Below are 22,341 nucleotides of genomic sequence, written 5' to 3'. Positions count from 1 at the left end.
TCGTTTATCCATGATGGCCCGTCGCACGGGTTTCGCCAGCGCGACGAGGCAGCGACGTGTTGCTGAGGGCCTCAGAGCAGCACCACGTCGTATTGTTCCTGCGAATACATCGACTCGACCTGGAAGCGAATGGTTCTACCGATGAAGGCTTCCAGTTCGGCAACGTTGCCCGACTCTTCGTCCAGCAGGCGGTCAACCACCTTCTGGTTGGCCAGCACACGGTAGCCTTCGGCCTGGTAAGCACGGGCCTCACGCAGGATCTCGCGGAAAATTTCGTAACAGATGGTCTCGGGGGTTTTCAGCTTGCCACGCCCCTGGCAAGCCAGGCAGGGCTCGCACAGCACCTGCTCCAGGCTTTCGCGCGTGCGCTTGCGGGTCATCTGCACCAGGCCCAGCTCAGTGATGCCGATGATGTTGGTCTTGGCATGGTCGCGTTCCAGCTGTTTTTCAAGGGTGCGCAGAACCTGGCGCTGGTGCTCTTCATCTTCCATGTCGATGAAGTCGATGATGATGATGCCGCCGATGTTGCGCAGGCGCAGCTGCCGGGCGATGGCGGTAGCGGCCTCGAGGTTGGTCTTGAAGATGGTTTCTTCAAGGTTGCGATGCCCAACGAAAGCCCCGGTGTTGACGTCGATGGTGGTCATCGCCTCGGCCGGGTCGACCACCAGATAGCCACCCGACTTGAGCGGCACCTTGCGCTCCAGCGCGCGCTGTATTTCGTCCTCGACGCCATACAGATCGAAGATCGGCCGCTCGCCAGGGTAATGTTCGAGGCGGTCGGCGATTTCCGGCATGAGTTCGCTCACGAACTGCATGGTTTTCTGGAAGGTTTCCCGCGAGTCGATGCGGATCTTCTCGATCTTCGGGTTGACCAGGTCCCGCAGGGTTCGCAGGGCCAGGCCCAGGTCTTCGTAGATGACCGTCGGTGCACCGCAGGTCTTGATCTGGCTGCCGATCTGCTCCCACAGGCGGCGCAGGTAGCGGATGTCCTGCAGGATTTCCTCGGCCCGCGCGCCTTCGGCGGCAGTGCGCAGGATGAACCCGCCGGCATCCTTGATGTTCTCGCTCTCCATGCAGTTGCTGACCACCTGCTTGAGGCGCTCACGCTCGGCTTCATCTTCGATCTTCAGGGAAATGCCAACGTGGCTGCTGCGCGGCATGTACACCAGATAACGCGAAGGGATCGACAACTGCGTGGTCAGGCGCGCGCCTTTGGTGCCAATCGGGTCCTTGGTCACTTGTACCACCAGCGCCTGGCCCTCGTGCACCAGCGCCGTGATGTTCTCGACCGCCGAGCCTTCGCGCTGGGAAATTTCCGAAGCATGGATGAACGCCGCGCGTTCCAGGCCAATGTCGACGAAGGCGGCCTGCATGCCTGGCAGCACACGCACCACCTTGCCCTTGTAGATATTGCCGACGATGCCACGGCGCTGAGTGCGCTCGACGTGCACTTCCTGCAGCACCCCGTTTTCCACCACCGCCACGCGTGACTCCATCGGGGTGATGTTGATCAGGATCTCTTCACTCATGGCAGGCTCTCGTCAAAAGTTTCTTGTAATGATGGATGGCGAAGGCAGAGCTGGCTACCGCGGGTTTGTTACCTCTGTTGCAGGCACGAGCGGCTGCCAGCAGGCAATGCCAAACTGGCCGAGCAATTCTGCGGTTTCACACAGGGGCAAACCGACCACTGCCGAATAGCTGCCGGCCAGGCCGGTGACGAACACCGCACCCAGGCCCTGGATGGCATAACCGCCTGCCTTGTCCGCCGGCTCGCCGCTGGCCCAGTAACGTTGCGCTTCGTCGGCACCGATCGGGCGAAAATGCACGCTGCTGGCCACGCACAGGCTGCGCACGCGCAGGCCATCGGTCAAAGCGACGGCGGTCAGCACCTGGTGCTCGCGGCCAGCCAGATCAGCCAGCATGGCCAAGGCATCTTCGCGGCTTTGCGGTTTACCCAGAATACGCCCCTCGAGCACCACTGCCGTGTCTGCACCAAGCACCACAGCACGGCGCTCGGGGGCCGTGGCGTTGTCGGGGTGGGCGAGGCAGGCCAGGCCGGCGGCAGCCTTGGCCCGGGCCAGACGCTCGACGTAAGCCTGGGCGCTTTCATCGGCCAGCGGGGTTTCGTCGATGGGGGCGCTGATGACGCTGAACGGCACGCCGATCTGGGTCAGCAATTCACGGCGGCGAGGCGAGCCGGAGGCCAGGTAAAGCGGGTTCATGCAGACATCTCCCTGTCAGCGGCGCATCGCCGTCAGTTGATACGCAAGCGGCGACGCAGGTCGCGCAGGGCGAAACTGATCCACGGCCAGAGCAAGGCGCTGATCACCGCCGACCAGACCAGTGCCAGGGTGGGCAGACGGTTGCCGGTCAGGGCGCTAAGCCACAGCTGGATCAGCTGGGCAATGCCGAAGATCACCAGAATGACCAGGCTTTGCTGCCACATGGGGAACATGCGCAGGCGCTGCTGCAAGGACAGCACCAGGAAGGTGATCAGGGTAAGGATCAGTGCGTTCTGCCCGAGCAAGGTGCCGTACAGCACATCCTCGGCCAGACCCAGCACGAACGCTGTGGTCATGCCCACCTTGTGCGGCATGGCCAGGGTCCAGAACGAAACCAGCAAGGCCAGCCACATGGGCCGGAACACTTCCATGAACTGCGGCATGGGCGAGACGCTGAGCAGCAGGCCGATGGCGAAAGTCAGCCAGATCACCCAGCCGTTGTTGCGGCGCGATGCAGCCATCATTGTCTCCGGGTGTGGGCGGGGGCAGCCGGCGCTGCCGCCGGGGCAGCACTTGGGGCCGCAGGCTGCGCGGCCGGGGCCGTTGGCGTGGCCGGGCTGGCCGGCGCTGCAGGGGTACCCGTGGCCGGTGCGGCCTGCTCGCCGGTTGTGGCTGGCTGGCCGGCGGGCGCGGTGCCCTTGCGGTCGGCTTCTTCCTGGGCCATGGCAGCATCGGTGGCACGCTGCTCTGGGGTGCGCCGGTCACTGAACACCAGCAGCATGTAGCGGCTGCGGTTGAGCGCGGCGGTGGGGATGGCACGCACGATAGCGAACGGCTGCCCGGAGTCGTGGATCACTTCATTGACGGTGGCCACCGGGTAGCCGGCCGGGAAGCGCTGGCCCATGCCGGAACTGACCAGCAGGTCGCCTTCCTTGATGTCGGCGGTATCGGCCACATGGCGCAATTCCAGGCGCTCGGGGTTACCGGTACCGCTGGCGATCGCGCGCAAGCCATTGCGGTTGACCTGCACCGGAATGCTGTGGGTGGTGTCGGTCAGCAGCAGCACCCGCGAGGTATAGGGCATCAACTCGACCACCTGCCCCATCAGGCCGCGGGCATCGAGCACCGGCTGGCCAAGGAACACGCCGTCACGCTCGCCCTTGTTGATCAGGATACGGTGCGTGAAGGGGTTGGGGTCGACCCCGATCAGCTCGGCCACTTCGACCTTTTCGTTGACCAGCGCCGAGGAGTTGAGCAATTCGCGCAGGCGCACGTTCTGCTCGGTCAGGGCCGCCAGCTTCTGCAGGCGCCCCTGCAGCAGCAGGGCCTCGGTCTTGAGCTTCTCGTTTTCGGCAATCAGTTCGGTGCGGCTACCGAACTGGCCCGCCACGCCCTGCCAGGCACGCTGCGGCAAGTCGGTGATCCAGTACGACTCCATCAGCACCAGGCCCATCTGGCTGCGCACCGGTTTGAGCACGTCGAAGCGCGCGTCGACAACCATCAACGCGACTGACAGCACCACCAGAACGAGCAGGCGAACGCCCAGCGAAGGGCCCTTGGAGAAAAGCGGTTTAATGGGCCGTTCCTCGTGGACGACTCAGGAGGTCATTGGACATGGGACAACGCACCAGCCTGGTTGCGGGTTGACGGATACGGCGCCCGTGTGGGCGCCAGCCCAGCACATACAGGTAGCACTGTGCGTACTACCTGTAAACCGGGCGCTCATGAACCGCGAGCAGGATCACTCGCTGGAGAGCAGGTCCATCGCGTGCTTGTCCATCATCTCCAGGGCGCGACCACCGCCACGGGCGACACAGGTCAGCGGGTCTTCGGCGACTATCACCGGCAGGCCGGTTTCCTGGGCCAGCAGCTTGTCGAGGTCACGCAGCAGCGCACCACCACCGGTCAACACCAGGCCACGCTCGGCGATGTCGGAGGCCAGCTCGGGCGGCGATTGCTCGAGGGCGCTCTTCACTGCCTGAACGATGGTCGCCAGCGACTCCTGCAGCGCTTCGAGCACTTCGTTGGAGTTCAGGGTGAAGGCACGCGGCACGCCTTCGGCCAGGTTACGGCCACGCACGTCGACTTCGCGCACTTCGCCGCCCGGGTAGGCAGTGCCGATTTCCTGCTTGATGCGCTCGGCGGTGGACTCGCCGATCAGGCTGCCGTAGTTGCGGCGCACGTAGGTCACGATGGCTTCGTCGAAGCGGTCACCGCCAACACGTACGGACTCGGCGTAGACCACACCGTTGAGCGAGATCAGGGCGATTTCGGTGGTGCCGCCACCGATATCGACGACCATCGAACCGCGGGCCTCTTCTACCGGCAGGCCGGCGCCGATGGCGGCAGCCATTGGCTCTTCGATCAGGAACACTTCACGGGCACCGGCACCCAGGGCCGACTCGCGAATGGCGCGGCGCTCTACCTGGGTCGATTTGCACGGTACGCAGATCAGCACGCGCGGGCTTGGCTGCAGGAAGCTGTTCTCGTGAACCTTGTTGATGAAATATTGCAACATTTTTTCGCAAACGCTGAAGTCGGCGATCACGCCGTCCTTCATCGGACGAATGGCTGCAATGTTGCCAGGCGTACGGCCCAGCATGCGTTTGGCTTCGGTACCGACGGCGACGACGCTTTTCTGGTTGCCATGGGTACGGATGGCAACAACCGAGGGCTCATTCAGGACGATACCGCGCTCACGCACGTAAATAAGGGTGTTGGCAGTACCCAGGTCGATGGAAAGATCGCTGGAAAACATGCCACGCAGTTTCTTGAACATGGGAAAGTGACCCTGGGGAAAGCGTGGGTAAAAAAGTGCGGCAAACTCTAACAATGGCAGGGATTTTGGGCAAGGAGCCAATATGTTAAATTGGCTGTTTTTCCGAGCACGCCAGCAGAAATTCGCGGCTGTTAGACCGCCAAAAAGCTGACATGTTCCTCACTGCGGACCTAAATTCCGTTCTTTGTTTCCCTTGGAGATCCCCATGGCGCTTGAACGCTGCGACGTGGAAAAGATCGCCCATCTGGCCCGCCTGGGCCTGAATGATGGCGAACTGCCACGCATTACCGACGCCCTCAACAGCATTCTTGGGCTGGTCGACCAGATGCAAGCTGTCGACACCACTGGCATCGAGCCTCTGGCTCACCCGCTGGAGGCCAGCCAGCGCCTGCGTCCCGACCAGGTCACCGAAAGCAACCAGCGCGACGCCTACCAGGCCATCGCGCCATCGACCGAAAGCGGTCTGTACCTGGTTCCCAAAGTCATCGAGTAAGGGATAGAGCCTGCCATGCACCAATTGACCCTGGCCGAGATCGCCCGCGGACTCGCCGACAAGTCGTTTTCTTCCGAAGAGCTGACCGGCACGCTGCTGGCGCGCATCAAGCAGCTCGACCCACAGCTCAACAGCTTCATCAGCGTCACCGACGAGCTGGCCCTGGGCCAGGCGCGTGCCGCCGACGCCCGTCGCGCCGCTGGCGAGACCGGCGCGCTGTTGGGTGCGCCCATCGCCCACAAGGACCTGTTCTGCACCAACGGCGTGCGCACCAGCTGCGGCTCGAAGATGCTCGACAACTTCAAGGCGCCGTATGACGCCACCGTGGTCGCCAAGCTGGCCGAAGCCGGCATGGTCACCCTGGGCAAGACCAACATGGACGAGTTCGCCATGGGTTCGGCCAACGAATCCAGCCACTACGGCGCGGTGAAGAACCCATGGAACCTGGAACACGTGCCAGGCGGCTCGTCCGGCGGTTCTGCCGCGGCCGTGGCGGCGCGCCTGCTGCCAGCCACCACCGGCACCGACACCGGCGGGTCGATCCGCCAGCCGGCGGCGCTGACCAACCTCACCGGCCTGAAACCGACGTACGGTCGTGTTTCGCGCTGGGGCATGATCGTCTACGCTTCCAGCCTCGACCAGGGTGGCCCACTGGCGCGCACCGCCGAAGACTGCGCCTTGCTGCTGCAAGGCATGGCCGGCTTCGACGCCAAGGACTCCACCAGCATCGAAGAGCCGGTGCCGGACTACAGCGCCAACCTCGGCGCCTCCTTGCAGGGCCTGCGCATCGGCCTGCCCAAGGAGTACTTCGGTGCAGGCCTGGACCCACGCATTGCCGACCTGGTGCAGGCCAGCGTCAAGGAGCTGGAAAAGCTCGGTGCCGTGGTCAAGGAAATCAGCCTGCCGAACATGCAGCACGCCATTGCCGCGTACTACGTGATCGCACCTGCCGAGGCCTCGTCCAACCTGTCGCGTTTCGACGGTGTGCGCTTCGGCTACCGCTGCGAGGCGCCCAAGGACCTGACCGACCTCTACAAGCGTTCGCGTGGCGAAGGTTTCGGCGTTGAAGTCCAGCGCCGCATCATGGTCGGCACCTACGCCCTGTCGGCCGGCTACTACGACGCGTACTACGTGAAGGCGCAACAGATCCGCCGCCTGATCAAGAACGACTTCATGGCCGCCTTCAACGAGGTTGACCTGATCCTTGGCCCGACCACGCCGAACCCGGCCTGGAAGCTGGGCGCCAAGAGCAGCGACCCGGTCGCCGCCTACCTCGAAGACATCTACACCATCACCGCCAACCTGGCAGGCCTGCCGGGCCTGTCGATGCCCGCGGGCTTCGTCGACGGCCTGCCGGTCGGCGTACAGCTGCTGGCGCCGTACTTCCAGGAAGGCCGGTTGCTCAACGTCGCGCACCGCTACCAGCAAGTGACCGACTGGCACACCCGTGCCCCCAACGGCTTCTGAGGAGTTCACACATGCAATGGGAAGTTGTGATCGGGCTGGAAATCCACACTCAGCTCGCCACCCAGTCGAAGATCTTCTCCGGCAGCGCTACCACCTTCGGCTCCGAGCCGAATACCCAGGCCAGCCTGGTTGACCTGGGCATGCCGGGCGTTTTGCCGGTGCTGAACCAGGAAGCCGTGCGCATGGCCTGCATGTTCGGCCTGGCCATCGATGCCGAGATCGGCAAGCGCAACGTGTTCGCGCGCAAGAACTACTTCTACCCGGACCTGCCCAAGGGCTACCAGATCAGCCAGATGGACCTGCCGATCGTCGGCAAGGGCCACCTGGACATCGCCCTGGAAGACGGCACCATCAAGCGCATCGGGGTCACCCGCGCGCACCTGGAAGAAGACGCAGGCAAAAGCCTGCACGAAGACTTCAGCGGCTCTACCGGCATTGACCTGAACCGCGCCGGCACACCGCTGCTGGAGATCGTGTCCGAGCCTGACATGCGCAGCGCCAAGGAGGCCGTGGCGTACGTCAAGGCGATCCACGCACTGGTGCGCTACCTGGGCATCTGCGACGGCAACATGGCCGAGGGCTCGCTGCGTTGCGACTGCAACGTGTCGATCCGCCCGAAAGGCCAGGCTGAATTCGGTACCCGCTGCGAGATCAAGAACGTCAACTCGTTCCGCTTCATCGAGCGTGCCATCAACAGCGAGATCCAGCGCCAGATCGACCTGATCGAGGATGGCGGCAAGGTGGTGCAGGAAACCCGCCTGTACGACCCGAACAAAGATGAAACCCGGTCCATGCGCAGCAAAGAGGAAGCCAACGACTACCGTTACTTCCCCGACCCGGACCTGCTGCCGGTCGTGATCGAAGACAGCTACCTCGACAGCATCCGCGCTGCCCTGCCCGAGCTGCCGCCGCAGAAGGTCGAGCGCTTCCAGCACCAGTACGGCCTGTCGGCCTACGATGCCAACGTGCTGGCCTCCAGCCGCGAACAGGCCGACTACTTCGAAGAAGTGGTGAAAATTGGCGGTGACGCCAAGCTGGCCGCCAACTGGGTCATGGTCGAACTGGGGAGCCTGCTGAACAGGTTGGGCGTGGAGATCGACCAGGCACCGGTCAGCGCTGCGCAACTGGGTGGCATGCTGCTGCGCATCCGCGATAACACCATCAGCGGCAAGATCGCCAAGACCGTGTTCGAAGCCATGGCTGGCGGTGAAGGCGATGCCGACAGCATCATCGAAAGCAAAGGCCTGAAGCAGGTCACCGACACCGGCGCAATCGAGAAGATGCTCGACGAAATGCTGGCCGCCAATGCCGAGCAGGTGGAACAGTACCGCGCGGCTGATGAAGCCAAGCGTGGCAAGATGTTCGGCTTCTTCGTCGGCCAGGCCATGAAAGCCTCCAAAGGCAAGGCCAACCCGGGGCAGGTGAACCAAATGCTCAAGGCCAAGCTCGAAGGGTGATTGTTTTATCCCTGTAGTCCTGCGAGGGCTTCGCCCTCGTTCGCGGGCATGCCCGCTCCCACAGGTACAGCGCCGACCTGTGGGAGCGTCGCACTAGGAGAGCACCTGACTTGCTAAAACGATCCCTCGGCACCCTCGCCCTGTTTTCGTTCCTGGCCGGCTGCGCCAGCCATGACATCGACCCACGCGGTTACGACCAGACCGGCACCGCTTCCTATTACGGCTCGCGCCACCACGGCAAACGCACCGCCAGCGGCGAACCGTTCAACCAGCACGGCCTTACCGCCGCCCACCGCAGCCTGCCGTTTGGCAGCCGCGTTCTGGTGACCAACATGGCCAACCAGCGCAGTGTGGTGGTACGCATCAACGACCGTGGCCCGCATACCCGCGGCCGGCTGATCGACCTGTCACGCGCCGCCGCCGAAAAAATCGGCATGCTGCGTAGCGGCACAGCGCGGGTGCGGGTACAAGGGCTTAGCGACTGACGCGACAGGAGTTCGACCATTTTCGACTTGGCCACCCTTCCCACCTTCAGCCTGCTGCAACTGGGCACAGCCCTGCTGTTGCTGGTAGGCGGCGCCGAACTGCTGGTGCGCGCCGCCCTGCGCCTGGCGCAGCGCCTGCACGTGCGCCCGCTGATCATCGGCCTGAGCCTGGTCGCCTTCGGCAGCACCGCACCACAGTTGACCGTCAGCCTGCAGGCGGCCTACCAGGGCGCGCCGGATGTAGCGGTCGGCAGCGTGGTCGGCAGCAATATCTTCAATGTGCTGGTAGTGCTCGGCCTGGCCGCATTGATCATTCCGCTGCGGGTTTCGCGCCAGTTGGTACGCCTGGACATACCGCTGATGATCCTCGCCAGCGGCCTGGTCTACGCACTGTGCGCCAACGGCCAGCTGGGCCGGTTCGAAGGTGGGTTGCTGTTGCTGGGCCTGGCGGGCTACCTGGCCATGCTCTGGCACCAGTCGCGCCATTACGCACGCACCTACCCTGCCCCCGATGCCGCCCAGGCCAGCGCCGGGCGCTTCTGGCCAGCCACCGTGCTGCAGGTGCTGTTCGGCCTGGGCCTGTTGACCCTGGCAGGCCACTTGCTGCTTGAAGCCGCCGTCGAGGTGGCCACCGACCTGGGCCTGTCCGAGCGCGTCATCGGGCTGACCGTGGTCGCTGTGTGCACCTCCCTGCCGGAATTGGCCGCTGCCTTGATTGCGGCCCTGCGGGGCGAGCGGGAGATCGCCGTGGGCACGGTCATTGGCAGCAACCTGTTCAACCTGCTGGCGGTGCTGGGCCTGACCGCACTGGTGACCCCACAGCCGCTGTCGATTTCACCCAATGCGCTGTCGTTCGACCTGCCCGTGATGCTCGGCGTTGCCGTACTGAGTATGCCGGTGTTCTATTCCGGCTACCGCATTACCCGCGCCGAAGGGCTGGTCTTCCTGTGCCTGTACCTGGCTTATGGCCTGCACGTCGCGGCCTTCACCATGGGGCTGCCGCTGGCCGGCCGCCTTGAGCGGCTGATGCTGTTCTACGTGCTGCCGGTAATGGCCCTGGTGCTGCTGTACACCACCGTGCGTGCCTGGCGGCGGCAGCATTGAGGGGCATGAGCCCGACTCAGTACTTCCCCTGGCGAGCCTTCTTCAGCTTGAAGGCCACCCACAGCGCGGCAATCCATGCCGGTATCAGCATCACTGAAATGCGAATCGGCGGGGTCAGGTACATCACCACCAGGATCAACACGATGAATGCCAGGCACAGGTAGTTGGTCAGCGGGTGCCCCAGGCTCTTGTAGAACGGGGTGATGCCCGCGGCCAGCTTGGCTTTGCGGAACTTCAGGTGGGTGATGCTGATGCTCGCCCAGTTGATCACCAGCGCCGATACCGCCAGGGCCATCAACAAGCCAAAGGCCTCACCCGGCATCAGGTAATTGATCACTACGCACAAGCCGGTGGCGAACGCCGATACCCCCAGTGCGGTCAGGGGCACGCCGCTGCGGCTGACCTTCAGCAACTGGCGCGGCGCATCGCCCTGGCTGGCCAGGCCGAACAGCATGCGGCTGTTGGCATACACGCAGCTGTTGTACACCGACAGCGCCGCGGTAAGCACCACAATGTTGAGAATGGTGGCCACCAGGTCGCTGTCCAGTTCGTGGAAGATCATCACGAACGGGCTACCGCCTTGCACCACCTTCTGCCACGGGTACAACGACAGCAGCACGGCCAGCGCGCCGATGTAGAAAATGAGGATACGGTACACCACCTGGTTGGTGGCCTTGGGAATGCTCTGGCGCGGGTTGTCGGCCTCGGCAGCGGTAATGCCTACCAGCTCCAGGCCGCCGAACGAGAACATGATCACCGCCAACGCCATCACCAGGCCGCTGACGCCATTAGGGAAGAACCCGCCGTACTGCCACAGGTTGGCAACGCTGGCATCGGCGCCGCCCTGCCCGCTGCTCAGCAACCAGGCACCGAAGCCGATCATGCTAACGATGGCCACCACCTTGACCAGGGCGAACCAGAACTCCATTTCGCCATAGACCTTGACCTGGGTAAGGTTGATCAGGTTGATCACCACGAAAAAGATCGCCGCAGTGGCCCAGGTCGGGAATTCCGGCCACCAGTACTGCACGTAGATACCCACAGCCGTGAGCTCGGCCATGCCGACCAGCACGTACACCACCCAGTAGTTCCAGCCCGAGACGAAACCGGCGAACTCGCTCCAGTACTGGTGGGCAAAATGGCTGAAGCTACCGGCAACCGGCTCTTCCACCACCATTTCACCCAACTGGCGCATGATCAGGAAGGCCATCAGGCCGGCGATGGCGTAACCCAGCAGTACCGATGGGCCAGCCAGCTGGATGGTCTGGGCGATGCCCAGAAACAGCCCGGTACCGATGGCCCCACCCAGCGCAATCAGCTGGATGTGGCGATTCTTCAGCCCGCGCTGTAACCGCTCGGGCGTGCTCTGGTCTTGCATGAAGTGTCCTTTAGCTCAGTGAGGCAGTGCTGTTGCTGTTGTTTGCAGTCAAGGATCTAGATCCATCCGCCCCACTGCAAGATGAAAATACCAATGTTGGTGGTGATTGCTGCCATCAACGTGGTGATCACGATGATCGACGCCGCCAATTGGTGGTTACCGTTGGCCGCGCGCGCCATCACGTAGCTGGCGGCCGCCGTCGGGCTACCGATGTACAGGAACAGGATGCCCAGCTCGGCACCGCGAAAACCACACAGCCAGGCACCCAGGGTGCCGAGCAGCGGTAACCACACCATCTTCACCAGGCTGGCATCGATGGCCAGGCGGCCACTGTCGCGCAGTGCCGCCAGCGACAGGGTGCCGCCGATGCAGATCAGCGCCAGTGGCAGGGTCATCTGCGCCAGGTAGTCGCCTGAAGTGAGCAGCCAGTTGGGCAGCGGCACCTGGCCGTAGGCCATCGGGGTGGCCACCAATACGCTGATGATCAGCGGGTTGCTGAAAATGCTCTTGCAGATGCTCCAGGGGTCGGACTTGAGGTCCGGGCTGTACACCGCCAGCACCACCGCGGACAGCGAGTTGTACATGAGGATGACCACGCCGGCGAGTACCGCCCCCAGAGAAATACCATAGTCCCCGTACAGGCTGGCGGCCAAGGCCAGGCCAATGACGCCGTTGTTGCCGCGAAAGGCGCCTTGGGCATAGATACCGCGATCGGCCATGGGGCTGCGCCAGATAGCCATGCCCCAGGCAAGGGCGAAGCCGATCAGGGTCGCTGCGATGAAGTACAGGATGACCCCGGGCTGGACCGCCGTAGCCAGGTCAGCGTGGTAGATGCCCAGGAACAGCAGGGCCGGCATGCACACGTTGAACACCAGCTGCGAAGCGACCTGGTTGAAGTTATCGTCGATCAGGCGAATGCGTTTGAGCAGCACGCCCATGAACAGCATGGCGAAAACCGGTGCCGTGATATTCAGCGTCTGGATGAGAAGGGCGAGCATGCGCTAGCGATCCTGGAGGGGTTGCCGTCAGGTGGCAATGATACGCCAACAGCCGGGATTTGCGGGGATCGCGGGGTGTTACAGATAAATTTCTGTCCACACCGGCCCTATCGCCAGCTTGCCAGCGATGAGGCCGGTACAGGCAATATGAATCAGCGCCGAACCGGACGCTTCTGCAGTTTGCGCTGCAAGGTCCGCCGGTGCATGCCCAGCGCCCGTGCGGTGGCCGAGATATTGCCATCGTGCTCGGTCAGCACTCGCTGGATATGCTCCCACTGCAGGCGGTCGACCGACATCGGGTTTTCCGGCACCAACGTGTCCAGGTCGGTGTGCTCCGACAGCAACGCCGCCAGCACGTCGTCGGCATCAGCCGGTTTGCACAGGTAGTTGCAGGCGCCGCGCTTGACCGCCTCCACTGCCGTGGCAATGCTCGAATAACCGGTCAGGATCACCACGCGCATTTCCGGGTCCAGCTCCAGCAGCTTGGGCAGCAGCACCAGGCCGGAGTCGCCGTCCATCTTCAGGTCCAGCGTGGCGTAATCCGGCAGGTCCTGCTGGGCCAGGATCAAGCCCTCTTCGGCGGAACCGGCAATGCTCACGCGGAACCCGCGACGGCTCATGGCGCGCGCCATGACCCGGGTGAAGGTGGCATCGTCATCCACCAGCAGCAGGTGCGGCAGCTCTTCGCTCTCGACCTGGTTTTCTTCGCTCATCATTCATCTCCTCGCTTGCCATAGGGCAGGCGCAGTTCGGTCAGGGTGCCACCCTGCTCATGACTATAAAGTTTTACCGAACCGCCCGCACGGGTCACGCTGGCCTTGCTCAAGAACAGGCCCAGGCCGAAACCTTTGCCCTTGGTGGTAATGAAGGGTTTGCCGATGGCTTCGGCAATGGCCGGCGGCACGCCAGGGCCATGGTCGCGGATGCTGATCACGATATCCTGAGCGTCCCAGTCAAGGCGCACTTCAAGGTCATCGGGGCAGGCATCGGCCGCATTGTTCAACAGGTTCAGCAGCGCCTGGGTCAGGTCCGGTGGCGGGGTCAGGCGCGGCACCTGGCCGTCACGCAGGCGCTGGAAGCGGTAGCTGCTTTCCGGGCGCATCAGGTGCCAGCGGTTCAGCGCTTCGTCCAGCCAGGCGGTGACATCCTGCTCGACCACCGCCAGGCGGCGGTTGGCTTCAGCGGCGCGTACCAGTTGCTGCAGGGTTTCCTTGCACAGCTTCACCTGGTCCTGAAGGATTTGCAGGTCTTCCTGCAACAGCGGGTCGGTGTGGTCCTGGCGCATTTCATTGATCAGCACACTCATGGTGGCCAGCGGCGTGCCCAGCTCATGAGCGGCGCCGGCGGCCTGGGTGGCTACGGCCAGCAACTGCTCGTCGCGCAGGCTTTCTTCACGCCGCTCGGAGCGCAATTGCTCCTGGCGCCGCAGCTCTTCAGCCATGCGTGCCGCGAAGAAGGTGATCACCGCCGCCGCCAGGGCAATACTCAGCCACATGCCGTACACCTGCATCTTGTCCCGCGCCATGGGCAGGCCTTCGAGCGGGTAGAACTGCACCAGCAGCAAGCTGTAGGCGGTCAGGGCAATACCGGACAGGATCAGCGAATACAGCCACGGCAGGGTCACTGCGGCAATGGCCAACGGTACCAGGTAGTAGGACACGAACGGGTTGGTCGAACCGCCGGAGTAATACAGCAAGGCACTGTGGATCAACAGGTCACAGGCCAGCTGCAGGGCGTATTCCATTTCGGTGACGGGCACCGACAAGCGCAGGCGCAGGGCGGTGAAGGCACACAGCAGCGACGACAAGGCCAAGGTACCGGCCAGCGATAGCCAGGGTAAGGGCAGCAGTTCGGTCCAGTAGGCGACACCGACCGAGCCGGCCTGGGCAGCCAGGACCAGCACACGAATGACGGTCAGGCGCCAGAGGTTCTGGCGGGTAGCGGACAACGGTTGTACGGCGGCGAGCATGAGCTCTCCTGATGAGTGCTCCAGAAAATCGGCTGGAGTATACCGAAGCCGGGCCCCCTGCTGCAGCGCTGCGGCAAAGCGCCACACTTTGTCACACTGTCATGATGGCACTGTTGAACCCACTACACTGATGCCGGTCTGATTGGCCATGCGTGGCATGGATGACCAGCGACCACGCCTTTTATTGCCAAGGAGTACCACATGCACATTCCACGTCACGGCGCCGCCCTGATCATGTCTTGCGGCCTGCTCGCCAGCCTGCCGGCACTGGCGGCCGATGAACCGCGCTACAACCAGGTATCGCTGCGCGCCGAGGTCAGCAAGGAAGTGGCGCGCGACCTGATGGTCGTGACCTTGTATAGCGAAGCGCAGAACAGCGACCCCGGCAAGCTCGCCAAGCAGATCACAGAAACCATGAACAAGGCCGTGCAGCAGTCGCGCCAGGTCAAGGATGTGAAGATCAGCCAGGGCAGCCGCAACAGCTACCCCGTTTACGACAGCAAAGGCCAGAAGATCACCGGCTGGCGTGAGCGCGCCGAGCTGCGCCTGGAAAGCGCCGATTTCCCGGCCCTCTCGCAACTGACCGCCGACCTGCTGCAAGAGCTGAAAATGGGTGGCATGGACTTCTCCATCGCGCCGGCCACGCGCAAGTCCAGCGAAGACGAGCTGCTCAAGGATGCCGTGGATGCGTTCAAGGCCCGTGCACAACTGGCCACGCAAGCCTTGGGCGGCACAGGCTACAAAGTGGTCAGCCTGAACCTGAACAGCAGCGGCTACCCACGGCCGTACCTGCGCAGCGCCCCCATGGCCATGAAGGCCATGAGCGCAGATGAAGCGGCGCCGGCGCCCGACATCGAAGCCGGTACCAGCGAGGTGAGCATGAATGCTGATGGGTTGATTGAAGTGCAGATGCCTTAAGCAACTAGCGCCGATATGCGCGGCCTGGGGTCGCGACGGGGCGGGGGCGCTCCCCTGTTGTAGCAGTGTGCTGCACAGGGGGCCGCTGCGCGCGGCCCATCGCGACGCAAGGCCGCTCCTACAGGGGCCGTGTGGGGGGCTGAAAAAAGCGTTTCAGACCTTTCTTACGCACCGTTCAGGTGCATCCTACAAAATTCCCGCCTCGAAACACCTCGAAAAAAGCCATCATTTTGCCCACGCAAACGTTTAACTTCGCCGAAAGTTATAGCGATGCGACATCCATGTACGTTCGTGCCACATTCCAGGCGCCAACTATCCTTGTACCTGTTGCATTGGGAACATCCCCTGCATAAGTATCCGCAGGTCGGCTCACGAGGCCACCTCACTCGAAAAATGACAAAAATGAGGCCACCATGCTCAAACACGCAGTCATACCGTTCCTGCTCGGTGCAGGCTTGCTCACCGGTGCTCCGTCGGCACTTGCCGCGTCCAACCTGGTGTTCTGCTCCGAAGGCAGCCCGGCCGGCTTCGATCCAGGGCAATACACTACCGGCACCGACTTCGACGCCTCGGCCGAAACCGTCTTCAACCGCCTGACGCAGTTCGAACGCGGCGGCACTGCAGTGATACCCGGCCTGGCCACCCGCTGGGACGTGTCCGACGATGGCAAGACCTACACCTTCCACCTGCGCGAGGGGGTGAAGTTCCACACCACCGACTACTTCAAGCCGACCCGCCCGTTCAACGCCGACGACGTGCTCTTCACCTTCAACCGCATGCTCGACAAGGACCACCCCTTCCGCAAGGCCTACCCGACCGAGTTCCCGTACTTCACCGACATGGGCATGGACAAGAACATCGCCAAGCTGGAGAAGCTTGACGAGCACACCGTCAAGTTCACCCTCAACGAGGTCGATGCAGCGTTCATCCAGAACCTGGCCATGAGCTTTGCCTCGATCCAGTCCGCCGAATACGCCGACCAGTTGCTCAAGAACGGCAAGGCCGCCGACATCAACCAGAAGCCGATCGGCACCGGCCCGTTCGTGTTCAGCAAGTACCAGAAGGACGCGCAGATCCGCTTCAAGGGCAACAAGGACTACTGGAAGCCCGAGGACGTGAAGATCGACAACCTGATCTTCGCCATCACCACCGACGCCTCGGTACGCATGCAGAAGCTGAAAAAGAACGAATGCCAGGTCACCCTCTTCCCACGCCCGGCCGATATCGAGCCGCTGAAGGCCGACAAGAACCTGCAGATGCCCCAGCAGGCCGGCTTCAACCTGGGTTACATCGCCTATAACGTGATGGACCAGATCAAGGGCAGCAACCAGCCCAACCCCATGGCCCAGCTGAAAGTGCGCCAGGCGCTGGACATGGCCGTGGACAAGAAGCGCATCATCGAGTCGGTCTACCAGGGCGCCGGCCAGTTGGCGGTCAACGCCATGCCGCCCACGCAGTGGTCGTATGACACCAGCATCAAGGACGCACCGTTCGACCCGGAAAAAGCCAAACAACTGCTCAAGGAAGCCGGCATCAAGGAAGGCACCGAAATCACCCTGTGGGCCATGCCCGTGCAACGCCCGTACAACCCCAATGCCAAGCTGATGGCCGAAATGCTGCAGTCCGACTGGGCCAAGATCGGCATCAAGGCAAAAATTGTCAGCTATGAGTGGGGCGAGTACATCAAGCGCTCCAAAGCCGGCGAACAGGGCGCCATGCTGATTGGCTGGAGCGGCGACAACGGTGACCCGGACAACTGGCTAGGCACCCTCTACGGCTGCGATGCCATTGACGGCAACAACTTCTCCAAGTGGTGCTACAAGCCCTACGACAGCCTGATCAAACAGGCCAAGGCCACCTCCGACCAAGCCAAGCGCACCGAGCTGTACCAGCAGGCACAGCGCATCCTCAAGGAGCAGGTGCCGATCACCCCGATCGCCCACTCCACCGTCTACCAGCCGATGAGCGTCAAGGTGAAGGACTTCAAGATCAGCCCGTTCGCGCTGAACGCCTTCTACGGCGTCAGCGTGGACAAATAGGGTAGCCCCGGCACCCGCCAGGCGGTGGGTGCCCTCCCCTCCAATCACTGATTTCTGTCGGCCTGCAGCTATCCGCTGCGGGGTCGGCACACTGTTGCCGCCATTCGTACCCGTAGGCGGTGCAAACAGAGGAAAAGGACTTGCCATGCGCCACGCCACCCGACTTGCTGCCCTGCTGGCCCTGGGCCTGATCAGCCAGGCCCCCCACCTGTACGCCAACAGCCTGGTGTTCTGCTCCGAAGGCAGCCCTGCCGGTTTCGACACCGCCCAGTACACCACCGCCACCGACAACGACGCCGCCGAACCGATCTACAACCGCCTGGTCGAGTTCGAACGTGGCGGCACCGCCGTGCACCCTGCCCTGGCTACCCGCTGGGAGGTGTCCGACGACGGCTTGAACTACACCTTCCACCTGCGTGAAGGGGTCAGGTTCCACAGCAACAAGGCCTTCACGCCCAGCCGCGACTTCAATGCCGACGACGTGTTGTTCACCTTCAACCGCATGCTCGACAAAGGCCACCCGTTCCGCCAGGCCTACCCCACCGAGTTCCCCTATTTCATCAGCATGGGCCTGGACAAGAACATCGCCCGGGTCGAGAAACGCGACCCTCTGACCGTGGTGTTCACCCTGAACGCGGTGGATGCCGCATTCATTCAGAACCTGGCCATGAGCTTCGCCTCGATCCTCTCTGCCGAGTACGCCGAGCAGCTGCTGGCCAGCGGGCGTGCCAGTGACATAAACCAGCACCCGATCGGCACCGGCCCGTTCGTGTTCCAGCGCTACCAGAAAGACTCGCAGATCCGCTACAAGGGCAACAAGGCCTACTGGGCCCCCGAGCAGGTAAAGCTCGACAACCTGGTGTTTTCGATCAACGTAGACCCCTCGGTGCGCATCCAGAAACTGCGCCGCAACGAATGCCAGGTCACCCTGCACCCGCGCCCGGCCGACCTGCCGGCCCTTCGCGCCGACAGCCAGCTGCAGGTGCTGCAGCAGCCGGGCTTCAACCTCGGCTACATCGCCTACAACACCCGCCATGCACCGTTCGACCGCCTGGAAGTACGCCAGGCGCTGGACATGGCGGTGAACAAGCAAGCCATCATCCAGGCGGTGTACCAGGACGCCGGCCAGTTGGCAGTCAACGCCATGCCACCGACCCAATGGTCCTACGACAACAGCCTCAAGGATGCCCCTTACAACCCGGAAAAGGCCCGCCAACTGCTGCGCCAGGCCGGCGTAGCGCCAGGTACCGAGGTCACCTTGTGGGCCATGCCGGTGCAGCGCCCGTACAACCCCAACGCCAAGCTGATGGCCGAAATGCTGCAGGCCGACTGGAACAAACTCGGCCTCAAGGTGCGCATCGTCAGCTACGAGTGGGGGGAATACATAAAGCGCATGAAAAACGGCGAGCACGACATCGCCCTGATCGGCTGGACCGGTGACAACGGCGACCCCGACAACTGGCTGGGCACCCTCTACAGCTGCGCCGCCATTGGCAGCAACAACTACTCGCAGTGGTGCGATCCGCAGTACGACAGCCTGGTCATGCAGGCCAAGCGCGTGAGCGACCCGGTGCAACGCAGCGCCCTGTACCAGCAGGCACAGCAGCGCCTCAAGCAGCAGGTGCCGATCACCCCGGTGGCCCATTCCACCGTCAACCAGCCGCTCAGCGTCAAGGTTTCCCAATTCAAGGTCAGCCCGTTTGGGCGCAATGATTTCTCCGGTGTGAGTGTTGACTGATGGCCAACCTGCACCGGCCGCTTCGCCGGTACAGGCAACACAGCGTCCGGATCAAGCCCGGCAACCCCGCGGCAACCCTGGCAACACCGCAGCAAGCACCCGGCCCACAAGGCCGGCCATAACTAGAAAAGAAAGGGAGCTTCAACTTGAAACTATTCACCTTGAGCGCACTGGCCTTATCCATCAGTGCAGTGACCACCGTGGCCCAGGCTGACCCGCAAAGCCAGGCGTTCATTCCCATCACCCTCAAGAGCACCAGCGAGCAAGCCCAGGCCAGCGGTTTTATCGAGGGGCAGAACCTGTCCGGCAGCACCCGTAACTGGTACGCCCGCGAACGCGCGGCGCGCGCCCCCCTGTGGAAGTACTACAAGAACGACGGCACCCGCCACGACACCCACAGCCGTGAGAACTGGGTGCAGGGCACCATCCTCAACTACAGCTCCGGCTTTACCGAGGGTACCGTCGGCATCGCCGTCGAGGCCGCCGGCTACAATGCGATTGCGCTGCAGCAGAGCCGCCAGGCCGTAGCCGGCCCCAACAACCGCACCCTCACCCACAGCGACGGCGACCCCATCGGCCAGTGGAGCAAGCTGGGCCTGGGCAACATCAAGGCACGCGTGTCCAACACCACCCTCACCCTGGGCCGGCAATCGGTGGACACACCCATGATCGCCTACATCGGCAACCGTGCCCTGCCGTCGAGCTTCCAGGGCGTGTTCCTGCACAGTGCCGAGTTCGACAACCTCAACTTCGACCTGGGCACCTTCGACCGCGTCTCGCCGCGTACCGAGCAAAGCCTCAGCAAGTTCCGCAGCGAGTACAGCGCCACTGGCGTGGAAACCGACCGTGCCAGCACTGCCGGCATCAACTACCAGCCGTTCAAGAGCCTGAGCACCAGCCTGTACGCCACCAAAGTCGATGACTTCTGGAACCAGTACTACTTCGGCGCCAACCACGTGCTTGGCGACAGTGCGGTGCTCAGCCTGACCACTGGCCTGAACTACTACAAGACAGTCGACGCCGGCAGCCAGAAAATGGGCAAGATCGACAACGACACCTACAGCCTGTCGTTCGGCCTGACCCACCAGGCGCACACCCTCAGTGCTTCGTGGCAGCAGGTCAACGGCAACGAATACTTCGACTACCTGCACGAAACCAACGGCATTTTCCTGGCCAACTCGTTGCTCTCGGACTTCAACGGCCCGAACGAGAAATCCCTGCAGATTTCCTACGTGCTGAACATGGCGCCCTACGGCGTGCCAGGCTTGAAGTTCAACCTGTACAACGCCCGCGGCTGGGGCATCGATGGCACCCACTACCGTGGCACCGCCTATGACGTGAGGGGCCTGGATGGCGAAACCCACTACGAGTGGGGTATCGGCACCAGCTACGCGGTGCAGAGCGGGCCGTTGAAGGACACCAGTATCCGCGCCACCTACACCACGCACCGCGCCAGCAAGGCGCAGGCCGATGGCAGCCTGGACGAGTTCCGCGTGGTCACCACCATCCCATTCAACATTCTCTGACCGTTTGCGCCACGGCCCGCTGCACGGCGGGCCTTGGCGGCTACGCTGGAATCAATGCACGCAGGGAGTCTTCAACCCATGCACAGAGTTTTCATCAAGTCGCGACCGCTACGCCTGGCGCTGGCTGCGCTGGTGCTCGGCAGTGCCACGCAACTGGCGGCCAAGCCGCTGGTGGTCTGCACCGAAGCCAGCCCGGAGGGCTTCGACGTGGTCCAGTACACCACCGGCGTCACCTTCGATGCGTCCTCTGAAACACTGTTCAACCGCCTGGTGGACTTCAAGCCCGGGACCACCGACATCGAGCCGGCCCTGGCCGAGCGCTGGGACATTTCAGCAGATGGCCTGACCTATACCTTTCACCTGCGCAAGGGCGTGAAGTTCCACAGCACCGACTACTTCACACCCACCCGCGAATTCAACGCCGACGATGTGCTGTGGAGCCTGCGGCGCCAGCTGGACCCGGCGCACCCGTGGCACGACAAGACCAGCGTCGGCTACCCGTACTTCGAGAGCATGGCCTTCAGCCAGTTGCTCAAGGCGGTGGACAAGACCGACGAGCATACCGTGGTGATCACCCTCACCCGCCCCGAAGCACCGTTCCTGCATGACATGGCCATGGGCTTCACCTCTATCTATTCGGCAGAATACGGCGACCAGTTGCTCAAGGCCGGCAAGACCGCCGAGCTGAACAGCAAACCCATCGGCACCGGGCCGTTCATCTTCCAGCGCTACAACAAGGACGCGCAGGTCCGCTTCAAACCCAACCCCGACTACTTCCGCGGCAAACCGCCGGCCGACGCCCTGATCTTCGCCATTGCCACCGACAGCAATGTGCGCCTGCAGAAATTGCGCGCCAACGAGTGCCAGGTGGCGCTGTACCCCAAGCCGGACGACGTGCCCTCGATCAAGGCCGACCGCACCCTCAAGGTGGCCGAAACCGAAGCGCTGGTGACCGGCTATGTTGCCATGAACACCCAGCACAAGTACCTCAGCGACGTGCGTGTGCGTAAAGCCATCAACATGGCATTCGACCGCCAGACCCACGTCGACCAGCTGTTCGGCAAAGGTAATGCCTTGGTCGGGGTGAACCCCTACCCGCCCAGCATGATGGGCTTCAACCCGGCCAACCAGAACCCGCCGCGTGACCTTGCCAAGGCGCGCGCCCTGCTCAAGGAGGCGGGTGTGCCGGAGGGCACCGTCATCACCCTGTTCACCCGCAACGGCGGTGGCATGACCAACCCCAACCCGCGCCTGTCGGCCGAGATGCTGCAGGCCGACCTCGGCCAGATCGGCCTGAAGCTGGATATCCGTGTGATGGAGTGGGCCGAGATGCTGCGCCGCGCCAAGCGCGGTGAAGCCGACCTGGTGTCCACCGGCTGGGCGGGCGACAACGGCGACCCGGACAACTTCCTCACCCCCCTGCTCAGTTGCGAGGCGGCCCAGACCGGCGAGAACTATGCGCGCTGGTGCAACCCTAAGTTTCAGGAGCTGATCAGCCGAGCCCGCGAGGTGGTCGACAACGACGAACGGGCAAGGCTCTATAGCGAGGCATTGAAGGTGTACGATGACGACCAACCGTGGATCAGCATGGCCCACCCGAAGATGTTCACCGCCATGCGTGACAATGTAGAGGGCTACGTGATCAGCCCTCTGGCCAAAAACAACTTCGCCACCACCCGGGTGAAGTAGAACAACGACGACCGCCGGCGCCCAGCAGGGAACCGGCGGCACTGCCGTAGCGTGCTGCTGGCCGTACGGTCTGATGAGG

General features: G+C 63.1%; 19 protein-coding genes. 10 read left to right on the top strand and 9 right to left on the bottom strand.

What is annotated here, in order from left to right; all coding sequences use genetic code 11:
* Positions 1-71: 71 nt before the first annotated feature.
* The 5 genes from rng to mreB all read right to left on the bottom strand — a co-directional run bounded on the left by rng (position 72) and on the right by mreB (position 5,001).
* Entirely contained in the window at positions 72-1,529 is a 1,458-nt protein-coding gene (rng, locus tag L1P09_RS04330; protein ID WP_009683058.1) for a ribonuclease G, read from the bottom strand.
* A gap of 54 nt (positions 1,530-1,583) precedes the next feature.
* Complete coding sequence (locus L1P09_RS04325; RefSeq protein ID WP_029885528.1) at positions 1,584-2,222, bottom strand: Maf family protein; 639 nt, start codon at positions 2,220-2,222, stop codon at positions 1,584-1,586.
* 32 nt (positions 2,223-2,254) lie between these two features.
* Positions 2,255-2,743, bottom strand: a complete 489-nt coding sequence (mreD, locus tag L1P09_RS04320) for a rod shape-determining protein MreD (protein ID WP_029885529.1) — start codon at positions 2,741-2,743, stop codon at positions 2,255-2,257.
* Positions 2,743-3,768, bottom strand: coding sequence for a rod shape-determining protein MreC (mreC, locus tag L1P09_RS04315; protein ID WP_154211449.1), 1,026 nt, complete (start codon positions 3,766-3,768; stop codon positions 2,743-2,745). Before mreC ends, mreD begins: the two co-directional genes overlap by 1 nt.
* A 195-nt stretch (positions 3,769-3,963) precedes the next feature.
* Positions 3,964-5,001: a rod shape-determining protein MreB gene (gene mreB / locus L1P09_RS04310; protein ID WP_003255163.1), complete on the bottom strand. Its 1,038-nt coding sequence runs from the start codon at positions 4,999-5,001 to the stop codon at positions 3,964-3,966.
* A gap of 205 nt (positions 5,002-5,206) precedes the next feature.
* Here mreB and gatC point away from each other — a divergent pair, with 205 nt between their 5' ends.
* The 5 genes from gatC (at position 5,207) to L1P09_RS04285 (ending at position 10,007) form a co-directional block, all read left to right on the top strand.
* Positions 5,207-5,494, top strand: coding sequence for an Asp-tRNA(Asn)/Glu-tRNA(Gln) amidotransferase subunit GatC (gene gatC / locus L1P09_RS04305; protein WP_003255165.1), 288 nt, complete (start codon positions 5,207-5,209; stop codon positions 5,492-5,494).
* A gap of 15 nt (positions 5,495-5,509) precedes the next feature.
* Positions 5,510-6,961 carry an Asp-tRNA(Asn)/Glu-tRNA(Gln) amidotransferase subunit GatA gene (gene gatA / locus L1P09_RS04300; protein WP_235768521.1) on the top strand — a complete coding sequence of 484 codons (1,452 nt, stop codon included), beginning with the start codon at positions 5,510-5,512 and terminating at the stop codon, positions 6,959-6,961.
* An 11-nt stretch (positions 6,962-6,972) separates the two neighbouring features.
* Positions 6,973-8,418, top strand: a complete 1,446-nt coding sequence (gene gatB / locus L1P09_RS04295) for an Asp-tRNA(Asn)/Glu-tRNA(Gln) amidotransferase subunit GatB (RefSeq protein ID WP_029885532.1) — start codon at positions 6,973-6,975, stop codon at positions 8,416-8,418.
* A gap of 110 nt (positions 8,419-8,528) precedes the next feature.
* Positions 8,529-8,903, top strand: coding sequence for a septal ring lytic transglycosylase RlpA family protein (locus L1P09_RS04290; RefSeq protein WP_054881438.1), 375 nt, complete (start codon positions 8,529-8,531; stop codon positions 8,901-8,903).
* A 60-nt stretch (positions 8,904-8,963) separates the two neighbouring features.
* Positions 8,964-10,007 carry a calcium/sodium antiporter gene (locus L1P09_RS04285; protein ID WP_235768942.1) on the top strand — a complete coding sequence of 348 codons (1,044 nt, stop codon included), beginning with the start codon at positions 8,964-8,966 and terminating at the stop codon, positions 10,005-10,007.
* Positions 10,008-10,023: 16 nt separating this feature from the next.
* Here the strand turns inward: L1P09_RS04285 and L1P09_RS04280 are convergent, their stop codons facing one another.
* The 4 genes from L1P09_RS04280 to L1P09_RS04265 all read right to left on the bottom strand — a co-directional run bounded on the left by L1P09_RS04280 (position 10,024) and on the right by L1P09_RS04265 (position 14,352).
* Positions 10,024-11,385: an amino acid permease gene (locus tag L1P09_RS04280; RefSeq protein ID WP_054905734.1), complete on the bottom strand. Its 1,362-nt coding sequence runs from the start codon at positions 11,383-11,385 to the stop codon at positions 10,024-10,026.
* A gap of 56 nt (positions 11,386-11,441) precedes the next feature.
* A complete protein-coding gene (locus tag L1P09_RS04275) occupies positions 11,442-12,383 on the bottom strand; it encodes an AEC family transporter (RefSeq protein WP_029885057.1) in 942 nt (313 codons plus the stop codon).
* Between the two features lie 152 nt (positions 12,384-12,535).
* Positions 12,536-13,096, bottom strand: coding sequence for a response regulator transcription factor (locus L1P09_RS04270; protein ID WP_029885058.1), 561 nt, complete (start codon positions 13,094-13,096; stop codon positions 12,536-12,538).
* The gene (locus L1P09_RS04265) at positions 13,096-14,352 is read right to left on the bottom strand and encodes an ATP-binding protein (protein WP_009685158.1); all 1,257 of its coding nucleotides are present in this window, start codon (positions 14,350-14,352) and stop codon (positions 13,096-13,098) included. Before L1P09_RS04265 ends, L1P09_RS04270 begins: the two co-directional genes overlap by 1 nt.
* Positions 14,353-14,553: 201 nt before the next feature.
* On the opposite strand from L1P09_RS04265, the gene L1P09_RS04260 reads away from it, so the two are divergent.
* From L1P09_RS04260 to L1P09_RS04240, 5 genes are all read left to right on the top strand, one after another.
* Positions 14,554-15,270, top strand: a complete 717-nt coding sequence (locus tag L1P09_RS04260) for an SIMPL domain-containing protein (protein ID WP_009685157.1) — start codon at positions 14,554-14,556, stop codon at positions 15,268-15,270.
* Between the two features lie 413 nt (positions 15,271-15,683).
* The gene (locus L1P09_RS04255; protein ID WP_009685156.1) at positions 15,684-17,309 is read left to right on the top strand and encodes an ABC transporter substrate-binding protein; all 1,626 of its coding nucleotides are present in this window, start codon (positions 15,684-15,686) and stop codon (positions 17,307-17,309) included.
* A 145-nt stretch (positions 17,310-17,454) separates the two neighbouring features.
* Positions 17,455-19,047, top strand: coding sequence for an ABC transporter substrate-binding protein (locus tag L1P09_RS04250; protein ID WP_029885059.1), 1,593 nt, complete (start codon positions 17,455-17,457; stop codon positions 19,045-19,047).
* Between the two features lie 146 nt (positions 19,048-19,193).
* Positions 19,194-20,573: an OprD family porin gene (locus tag L1P09_RS04245; protein WP_029885060.1), complete on the top strand. Its 1,380-nt coding sequence runs from the start codon at positions 19,194-19,196 to the stop codon at positions 20,571-20,573.
* Positions 20,574-20,651: 78 nt separating this feature from the next.
* Positions 20,652-22,262 (top strand): ABC transporter substrate-binding protein, encoded by a 1,611-nt coding sequence (locus L1P09_RS04240; RefSeq protein WP_029885061.1) that lies wholly within the window; start codon positions 20,652-20,654, stop codon positions 22,260-22,262.
* Positions 22,263-22,341 lie beyond the last annotated feature (79 nt).

This window comes from Pseudomonas juntendi (genome assembly GCF_021560075.1).
GTDB lineage: Bacteria > Pseudomonadota > Gammaproteobacteria > Pseudomonadales > Pseudomonadaceae > Aquipseudomonas > Aquipseudomonas juntendi.
This window is presented reverse-complemented; position numbering and strand designations above follow the sequence as displayed.

Coding starts and splice junctions, on each gene's coding strand:
- rng (WP_009683058.1), bottom strand. CDS start 1,529: ATGAGTGAAGAGATCCTGATCAACATCACCCCGATGGAGTCACGCGTG.
- L1P09_RS04325 (WP_029885528.1), bottom strand. CDS start 2,222: ATGAACCCGCTTTACCTGGCCTCCGGCTCGCCTCGCCGCCGTGAATTG.
- mreD (WP_029885529.1), bottom strand. CDS start 2,743: ATGGCTGCATCGCGCCGCAACAACGGCTGGGTGATCTGGCTGACTTTC.
- mreB (WP_003255163.1), bottom strand. CDS start 5,001: ATGTTCAAGAAACTGCGTGGCATGTTTTCCAGCGATCTTTCCATCGAC.
- gatC (WP_003255165.1), top strand. CDS start 5,207: ATGGCGCTTGAACGCTGCGACGTGGAAAAGATCGCCCATCTGGCCCGC.
- gatA (WP_235768521.1), top strand. CDS start 5,510: ATGCACCAATTGACCCTGGCCGAGATCGCCCGCGGACTCGCCGACAAG.
- gatB (WP_029885532.1), top strand. CDS start 6,973: ATGCAATGGGAAGTTGTGATCGGGCTGGAAATCCACACTCAGCTCGCC.
- L1P09_RS04280 (WP_054905734.1), bottom strand. CDS start 11,385: ATGCAAGACCAGAGCACGCCCGAGCGGTTACAGCGCGGGCTGAAGAAT.
- L1P09_RS04275 (WP_029885057.1), bottom strand. CDS start 12,383: ATGCTCGCCCTTCTCATCCAGACGCTGAATATCACGGCACCGGTTTTC.
- L1P09_RS04270 (WP_029885058.1), bottom strand. CDS start 13,096: ATGAGCGAAGAAAACCAGGTCGAGAGCGAAGAGCTGCCGCACCTGCTG.
- L1P09_RS04265 (WP_009685158.1), bottom strand. CDS start 14,352: ATGCTCGCCGCCGTACAACCGTTGTCCGCTACCCGCCAGAACCTCTGG.
- L1P09_RS04260 (WP_009685157.1), top strand. CDS start 14,554: ATGCACATTCCACGTCACGGCGCCGCCCTGATCATGTCTTGCGGCCTG.
- L1P09_RS04255 (WP_009685156.1), top strand. CDS start 15,684: ATGCTCAAACACGCAGTCATACCGTTCCTGCTCGGTGCAGGCTTGCTC.
- L1P09_RS04250 (WP_029885059.1), top strand. CDS start 17,455: ATGCGCCACGCCACCCGACTTGCTGCCCTGCTGGCCCTGGGCCTGATC.
- L1P09_RS04240 (WP_029885061.1), top strand. CDS start 20,652: ATGCACAGAGTTTTCATCAAGTCGCGACCGCTACGCCTGGCGCTGGCT.